Genomic DNA, 7,220 nt, shown 5'->3' on the forward strand with positions numbered 1-7,220 from the left:
ACACATTCACTCCGGCGTTAATCCGGGGCTTCAGTGAGGCAACTTGGTGAAGCTTAGCCCAGCCGACTCCCGATACAAAATCAGGAACCATCCGAACCAGTGTGATCGTCAGGCGCTCCTCGTCCTACCTCGTTTCCCAGGCCACTGTGCTCAACGTTTCCGCTGCGCTTTGGGCTCCGGGTCGGTGTCCGTGTCGCTCTGACTTGGATAAAGTTACTTATCGGCGTGCACGATGTCAAATCGCCTGGCCAGCGGGTGTTTACAGCGAGTTCACCCAATTGCGGAGCAGCTGCGCGCCCGCATCACCGGACTTTTCGGGATGAAACTGCGTCGCCGAAAGCGGACCGTTCTCGACGGCCGCCAGGAATGGGACGCCATGTTCGGCCCAGGTGAGCTTCGGCGCGGCGAAGTGTTCGCTCGGCGGCAGGTCCCAGGTCTGCGCGGCATAGGAGTGCACGAAATAGAAACGGGTATCGCTTGCCATTCCAGCGAACAGGACACTGTCGGTCGGAGCCGACACGGTGTTCCAGCCCATGTGCGGGAGCACAGGTGCGGACAGGCGCTCGACCACGCCCGGCCATTCCGCGCACCCGTCGGTTTCCACACCGAATTCCACCCCGCGCTCGAACAGGATCTGCATGCCGACGCAGATGCCGAGCACCGGACGACCACCGGCCAGCCGCTGACCGATGATGCGCTCGCCTTTCACCTCGCGCAGTCCGGCCATGCACGCGGCGAACGCACCGACGCCGGGGACGACGAGGCCATCGGCGGCCAGCGCGATATCGGCATCGGCGGTCACCTCGACGTTCGCGCCCGCGCGGATCAGCGCGCGGTGCGCGGAGTGCAGATTGCCGGAGCCGTAGTCGAGCAGAGCGACGGATTTCGTTGTCACAGTGTCCCCTTCGTCGACGGCACACCGCTCACCCGCGGATCCAGTTCGACGGCGGCGCGCAATGCCCGTGCGACCGCCTTGAATTCGGCCTCGGTGATGTGGTGCTGGTCGCGGCCGTACAGCACGCGCACGTGCAGGGCGATGCGGGCGTTCAGCGCGATCGACTCGAAAACGTGCCGGTTGAGCACTGTCGAATACGGGGCACCGGGGCCGGAACCGGGAATCACCGCGTGCAGCAGGTGATCGGGTTCGCCGGTGTGTACGCAGTACGGGCGCCCTGAGACGTCTACCGCCGCGTGCGCCATGGTCTCGTCCATCGGAATGAACGCATCGCCGAAGCGACGGATGCCGGACTTGTCGCCCAGTGCCTTACCCAGCGCTTGGCCGAAGACGATGGCGGTGTCCTCGACGGTGTGGTGCGCCTCGATCTCGATATCGCCCTCGGCGCGCACCGTCAGATCGAAGCTGGCGTGTGCGCCGAGCGCGGTCAGCATGTGGTCGTAGAACGGGACACCGGTGGAGATGTCGGTCTTGCCGGTGCCGTCGAGGTCCAGTTCTACGACGATATTCGATTCCTTGGTGACGCGCTCCACCCGCGCGGTGCGATTCATCTTTGCTTCCTCCACAGGCGGATTCATCGGATGGTGAGGTCGGCGTCGGCCAATGTGCCGCTGACGCGCAGGAATTCGTCGTTCTCGGCGGCGAGACCGATGGTGGCGCGCAGATATCCCGGAATGCCGACGTCGCGGATCAGCACGCCGCGGTCCAGATAGTGCTGCCAGGCGCGGGGGGCGTCGGTGAAGCGACCGAAGAGCAGGAAGTTGGCGTCGCTGGGGATCACCTCGAAACCCATGGCGGCCAGTGCTTCCGCGACCCGGTCTCGCTGTGCCGCCAGTTCGGCGACGCTGGCGAGGGTTTCGTCGGCGTGGCGCAGGGCCGCGCGGGCGGCGGCCTGGGTTACCACCGACAGGTGATAGGGCAGTCGCACCAGCAGCATCGCGTCGATCACCGCAGGGGCGGCGACCAGATAGCCGAGGCGGCCGCCCGCGAAGGCGAAGGCCTTGCTCATGGTGCGGCTGACCACGAGTTTCGTCGGGTACCGGTCGATAAGGGCGATCGCGCTCGGCTCAGCGGAGAATTCGCCGTATGCCTCGTCGACGACCACGATGCCCGGTGCGGCGGCCAGGATCCGGGCCAGGTCAGCCTGCGGAATGCTGTGTCCGGTCGGGTTGTTGGGGCTGGTCACGAAGACCACATCGGGTCGGCGCTCGGCAATGACGGTGAGCGCGTAGTCGATATCGAGGGAGAAGTCGGCATTGCGCTTGGCCTCGACCCACTCGGTATCGATGCCCTCGGAAATGATCGGGTGCATCGAGTACGACGGCACGAAACCGAGTGCACTGCGGCCGGGTCCGCCGAAGGCCTGCAGCAGTTGCTGCAGGATTTCGTTGGAGCCGTTGGCCGCCCAGACATTGGCGGTGTGCACCGCGGTGCCGGTCTGGCGAGTCAGGTATTCGGCCAAGTCGGTGCGCAGGGCGACGGCGTCGCGGTCGGGATAGCGATGCAGGTCGGTGGCGGCGGCGCGAATGGATTCGGCGACGTCGTCGATGAGGGCGCGGCTCGGCGGGTGCGGGTTCTCATTGGTGTTCAACTGCACCGGAACCGTCAATTGTGGTGCGCCGTAAGGCTTTTTGCCGCGCAGATTCTCGCGCAGCGGTAGGTCGTCCAGGCTGATTTCGGAGCCGGGCACGGTGATCTCGGGGGTCATGCCAATGCCTCGAATCGCGCTTGTACGGCCTGGCCGTGTGCGGGCAGGTCCTCGGCATTGGCCAAGGCGACCACGTGACCGGCGACATCTTTGAGCGCGGCCTCGGTGTATTCGACGACGTGGATCCCGCGCAGGAAGGTCTGCACGCTCAGGCCCGACGAGTGCCGCGCGCAACCCGCAGTCGGGAGTACGTGATTGGAACCCGCGCAGTAGTCGCCCAGGCTGACCGGGGCGTACGCGCCGACGAAGATCGCGCCGGCACTGCGCACTCGGGCCGCGACGGCAGGCGCATCGGCGGTCTGGATCTCCAGGTGTTCGGCGGCGTAGGCATTCACTACCCGCAGGCCCTGCTCGATATCGTCGACGAGCACGGTGCCGGATTGCTTGCCGGACAATGCCTCTCGCACCCGATGCGCGTGCTTGACCACCGTCATCTGGGTGGTGAGCGCGGCGTCCACCGCATCGGCGAGTTCGACGCTGTCGGTGACGAGCACGCTGGCGGCGAGCACATCGTGTTCGGCCTGGCTGATCAGATCGGCGGCTACGTGTACCGGATCGGCGGTGGCATCGGCCAGAATCGCGATTTCGGTGGGGCCCGCCTCGGCATCGATGCCGACCAGGCCACGGCACAGGCGCTTGGCGGCGGTCACGAAGATATTGCCGGGACCGGTGATCAGGTCGACCGGCTCGAGCTGCGCTCCATCGGTATCGATACCGCCGTAGGACAGCAGCGCGATGGCTTGCGCACCGCCGACGGCCCACACTTCCTCGACCCCGAGTAGCTTCGCGGCCGCCAGGATGGTCGGGTGCGGCAGCCCGCCGTGCTGTGCCTGCGGCGGCGAGGCCACCACCAGCGAGTCGACACCGGCCGCCTGCGCGGGCACCACATTCATCACGACGCTCGACGGGTAGACCGCATTGCCGCCGGGCACGTAGAGCCCCACCCGCTCGACCGGAACCCACCGCTCGGTGACCGTTCCGCCGGGCACGACCTCGGTGGTGGTATCGGAGCGTCGCTGATCGGCGTGCACCTTGCGGGTCCGTTCGATCGCGACCTCGAGTGCACTGCGCACGGCCGGATCCAACTTCTCCAACGCGGCTTCCAACTCGGCCGCGGGCACCCGCACGCTCGCCGGAATCACGCCGTCGAACTGCTCGCTGAACTCCAGCGCCGCCGCGACCCCGCGATCCCGGATCGCCTCCACCACCGGTCGCACCTGATGCAGCACCGAGTCCACGTCGACTCCCCCGCGCGGCAGCGCGGTGCGCAGCTCGGCAGCGGAGGGAGTACGGCCGCGCAGATCGACGCGGGCGAGCTCGATGCGGGATGTCATGAGGTCTGCGATCCTGTCTGTCCTGATCCTTGGACGCCGTGCCCGACGCCGAGCGGTCGGTATCCTCCGCTCCGCTCCAGCTACCAGCCTATCGGTCCGGTGCCACCCGTTATCCGCTGCGGTCGCCGGATGTGGCGCGGAGTACGACCGCCTGCCCCGGTCCGATAGTGGACCGGGGCACGATGGGTGTCAGGCCGAGATGAGGCGCTTGATGATCATCGGTTCGGCGAGGATCTGGTCGAGGACGTCGCGCACATGGAAGAAATGTTGCGTCGTGAAATGTTCGTCGAGAGCTTCGGGGGTGGTCCACTCCTCGACGAGCACCATGTGGGATGGGTCATTGGGGTCGGTATAGGGGTGGTAGGTCAGGCAGCCGGGCTCGGCGAGGGATGGTTCGATCATGGCCTCGAGTGCCGTGCGCAGGCGGTCCTCGCGGCCCGCGTTGGCGCGGAATTCGGCGACGACGTGCAGTGTCATGGTGGCTCCTCGGAAATTACTCACGCGCGGGGCCGGTTGGCGCGGCGGTCGTGGTGATGGCGGTCTCGATTGCGGCGAGATCATCGGTGCTGAGTGCCAGGTCACCGGCGCCGATCCAGCCGTCGATTTGGGCGGCGTTACGCGCGCCGACAATGGCGCCGGTGACGCCGGGCCATGAGGTCGCCCAGGCCAGGGCCACCTCGGCGACGGTCACGCCGTGGCGGGCCGCGATCGGGCGCATGGCTTCGACGAGAGCGAGTTTGGCGGACAGGCCGGTGGTGAAGTCCGGATGCGAACCACGCCAATCCTCGTCGGGCAGATTGCGCAGGCGTTCCTCGGTGAATGTGCCGGTGAGCAGACCCGATTGCAGTGGTGAGTAGGCGATCACGCCGGTGCCGTTCGCGTGTGCCCAGGCGATATCGGCCGCGGCCGAGCGGGTGATCGCCGAGAAAGGCGGCTGGATCGCATCGACATGGGCGACGGATTCGGCGATCGCCAGTAGGGCCGCGTCGTGGTTGTACAGGCCGATGGCGCGGACCTTGCCTTCCTTCTTCAGATCGGCCATGACCTGCCAGTACTCCTCGAGCGGAGTCGCCTGGTCATTGGCCGCACCCTCGGCGCCGTAGACGAATACCGCGCCGGTGTCCGGCCAGTGCACCAGGTAGAGGTCGATCTGCTCGGCGCGCAGCCGACGCAGCGAATCCTCGATTTCCTTGCGCACCACGTCGGGCCGCATGATCCGGCGCGGAGGACCGGAACGGTCATCGCCTTCTTCCCAGATCAGGCCGGTTTTGGTGAAAAGATAGGGCCGCTCGGCTTCTGGAATGTCAGCGAGCGCGCGGCCGACCACATCCTCGGCGTGGCCGACGCCGTAGGCGGCTGCGGTATCGATCCAGCTGATTCCGGCGTGCACCGCGTGCCGAATCGCGGCGATCGATTCGGCGTCATCGGTGGCGCCCCATGAGTACTGCCAACCGGATCCGCCGAAGATCCAGGTGCCGAAGCCGAGCGGGGTGATGTCCATGCCGGTGTCGCCAAGGGGGCGGGTGTTGCTCATTGTGTCCGTCTCCGTTCACTGCCGGAACCGTTCCGGCGTGATCACTACTTTCGGCACGCACGGCGGCGGTAGACAGCGCCGCGTGAGCCTGGGCACGGCATGACCAGGATGCGCCCGGCAACCAGCTGGATACTGGATGACGTGAGTCTGGATCGACGTGCCGAACTCGGCGAATTCCTGCGTTCCCGGCGGGCGCGGCTGAGCCCGGAGGAGGTCGGCCTGCCCGATTACGGCAGCCGCCGCCGGGTCCCCGGTCCGCGCCGCGAAGAGTTGGCCATGGTGGCCGGGGTCAGTGTCGATCACTATGTGCGTCTGGAACAGGGCCGCACCCTGCACTTCTCCGAGTCGGTGCTGGATGCCGTCGCGCAGGCGCTGCGGCTGAATCCGGTGGAACGCGAGCATCTTTATCGACTGGCGCGGCCGTGGTCCGGCGAGGAGCCACCGGCCGAACAGGAAGTCCGTTCCGGATTGCGCAGACTGCTCGACGCGGCCGCCGACGTCCCCTCCTACATCGTGGGCCGCGGCACCAATGTGCTCGCCTGGAATTCACTTGCCGCCGCCCTCATTACCGACTTCGGCGCACTACCGCCCCGCGAACGCAATCTGGCCCGGCTGGTCTTCCTCGATGAGGGGATGCGGGAGCTGTACGAGGATTGGACGGCCAAGGCCGCGGATGTGGTCGCGTATCTGCGCCTGGATATGGCGCGCAATCCCGGCGATGCCGGAATCGCCTCGCTCATCGAGGAATTGAGCGCGAACTCCGTCGACTTCGGCATCATGTGGCAGCGTCACGAACTCGAGGACAAGACGCACGGGCGGTACATATACCTGCACCCGGTGGTCGGCCGACTCGATCTGGGCTTCGAAACCCTGCGCCTGCCCGACGATCCGGATCAGGCGCTGATCATGCACACCACCGAAGCGGATTCGCCGAGCGCCACCGCCCTCGCGCTGCTGGCGAATTGGGCGCAGACCTCGGTGCGGCCCGTTGCCCGATAGCGCACCGCACCCGCCGTCGTGACTAGCGCGCGTCGCCGCTGCGGGTGTCGCTGTCAATGAGTGGGGCGCCGCTGCCAGGGTTGATCAACCGCAGCGTCACCGACCTGTTCTGGCCCGCATAGGTCACGCTGGCCACATTGATTTCCACCGAACCGTCTGGGTTGGTACCTGTACCACCACCGGCCGCATCAACAGTGTTGAAGCCCGTGACCCGATTCTGCGTCCAGTAATCCTGGAAGGCCGACTGACTGCCGTAGACCCGTTGGGCAGCGGGAGTCAACTGTTTCCATGCAGACGCGAAACTCATGTAGGTGAGGTTGTTGTAGAAGTCCACTACTTGATCGATGGATTGCCGCGAGTCTGCCGTGCCGACACTCTTCGTTTGCCCCGGCGCGCCCGCGGCAGCCGTGGAAGTGGTCCCCTTGGACACCGACGACGAAGGCGGACTCGCTTGCACCGACGGCGTATTGGTGCCCGACTGATTCAGCGCACCGATCAGGATGGCCACGACAGCCACCACAGCACCGATCGTCGCACCGACCAGCACGGCCTTGCGCTTGCCACCGGACTTGCGCGGCGCCGGACGCGGCTGCGTCGCCGTCCGCGGATGCGCGGCGGTTGCCGGATGCGATGCACTCGAGTTGACGGGACGGACGGAATTTCGCGGCGGCGGCGCCGGGCGTGGCTGCC

7 protein-coding genes and 1 pseudogene are annotated in these 7,220 nt (G+C 66.6%); 1 reads left to right on the plus strand and 7 read right to left on the minus strand.

Going from position 1 to position 7,220, the window contains the following annotated elements:
- Positions 1 to 259: 259 nt before the first annotated feature.
- The 6 genes from hisH to NP3_RS15180 all read right to left on the minus strand — a co-directional run bounded on the left by hisH (position 260) and on the right by NP3_RS15180 (position 5,531).
- The gene (gene hisH, locus NP3_RS15155) at positions 260 to 895 is read right to left on the minus strand and encodes an imidazole glycerol phosphate synthase subunit HisH (RefSeq protein WP_063041819.1); all 636 of its coding nucleotides are present in this window, start codon (positions 893 to 895) and stop codon (positions 260 to 262) included.
- The gene (gene hisB / locus NP3_RS15160; RefSeq protein ID WP_040688866.1) at positions 892 to 1,506 is read right to left on the minus strand and encodes an imidazoleglycerol-phosphate dehydratase HisB; all 615 of its coding nucleotides are present in this window, start codon (positions 1,504 to 1,506) and stop codon (positions 892 to 894) included. Before hisB ends, hisH begins: the two co-directional genes overlap by 4 nt.
- 23 nt (positions 1,507 to 1,529) lie before the next feature.
- Positions 1,530 to 2,663, minus strand: a complete 1,134-nt coding sequence (locus NP3_RS15165; protein ID WP_063041821.1) for a histidinol-phosphate transaminase — start codon at positions 2,661 to 2,663, stop codon at positions 1,530 to 1,532.
- Positions 2,660 to 3,997 (minus strand): histidinol dehydrogenase, encoded by a 1,338-nt coding sequence (gene hisD / locus NP3_RS15170; RefSeq protein WP_063041823.1) that lies wholly within the window; start codon positions 3,995 to 3,997, stop codon positions 2,660 to 2,662. The genes NP3_RS15165 and hisD overlap by 4 nt, the downstream gene beginning before the upstream one ends.
- A gap of 189 nt (positions 3,998 to 4,186) precedes the next feature.
- Positions 4,187 to 4,474 (minus strand): putative quinol monooxygenase, encoded by a 288-nt coding sequence (locus NP3_RS15175; protein ID WP_063041826.1) that lies wholly within the window; start codon positions 4,472 to 4,474, stop codon positions 4,187 to 4,189.
- Positions 4,475 to 4,490: 16 nt separating this feature from the next.
- Positions 4,491 to 5,531 carry an aldo/keto reductase gene (locus NP3_RS15180; RefSeq protein WP_063041828.1) on the minus strand — a complete coding sequence of 347 codons (1,041 nt, stop codon included), beginning with the start codon at positions 5,529 to 5,531 and terminating at the stop codon, positions 4,491 to 4,493.
- 141 nt (positions 5,532 to 5,672) lie between these two features.
- On the opposite strand from NP3_RS15180, the gene NP3_RS15185 reads away from it, so the two are divergent.
- Positions 5,673 to 6,530 (plus strand): helix-turn-helix transcriptional regulator, encoded by an 858-nt coding sequence (locus tag NP3_RS15185; RefSeq protein WP_245720947.1) that lies wholly within the window; start codon positions 5,673 to 5,675, stop codon positions 6,528 to 6,530.
- Positions 6,531 to 6,552: 22 nt separating this feature from the next.
- On the opposite strand, the pseudogene NP3_RS15190 reads toward NP3_RS15185, so the two are convergent.
- Positions 6,553 to 7,220, minus strand: a pseudogene (locus NP3_RS15190) (serine/threonine protein kinase); the annotation flags it as partial.

Source organism: Nocardia pseudovaccinii NBRC 100343 (genome assembly GCF_001613225.1).
Lineage (GTDB): Bacteria > Actinomycetota > Actinomycetes > Mycobacteriales > Mycobacteriaceae > Nocardia > Nocardia pseudovaccinii.

Bases quoted from the DNA above. Each gene is read 5' to 3' on its own strand.
- hisB (WP_040688866.1), bottom strand. From the start codon at position 1,506: ATGAATCGCACCGCGCGGGTGGAGCGCGTCACCAAGGAATCGAATATC.
- NP3_RS15165 (WP_063041821.1), bottom strand. From the start codon at position 2,663: ATGACCCCCGAGATCACCGTGCCCGGCTCCGAAATCAGCCTGGACGAC.
- hisD (WP_063041823.1), bottom strand. From the start codon at position 3,997: ATGACATCCCGCATCGAGCTCGCCCGCGTCGATCTGCGCGGCCGTACT.
- NP3_RS15175 (WP_063041826.1), bottom strand. From the start codon at position 4,474: ATGACACTGCACGTCGTCGCCGAATTCCGCGCCAACGCGGGCCGCGAG.
- NP3_RS15180 (WP_063041828.1), bottom strand. From the start codon at position 5,531: ATGAGCAACACCCGCCCCCTTGGCGACACCGGCATGGACATCACCCCG.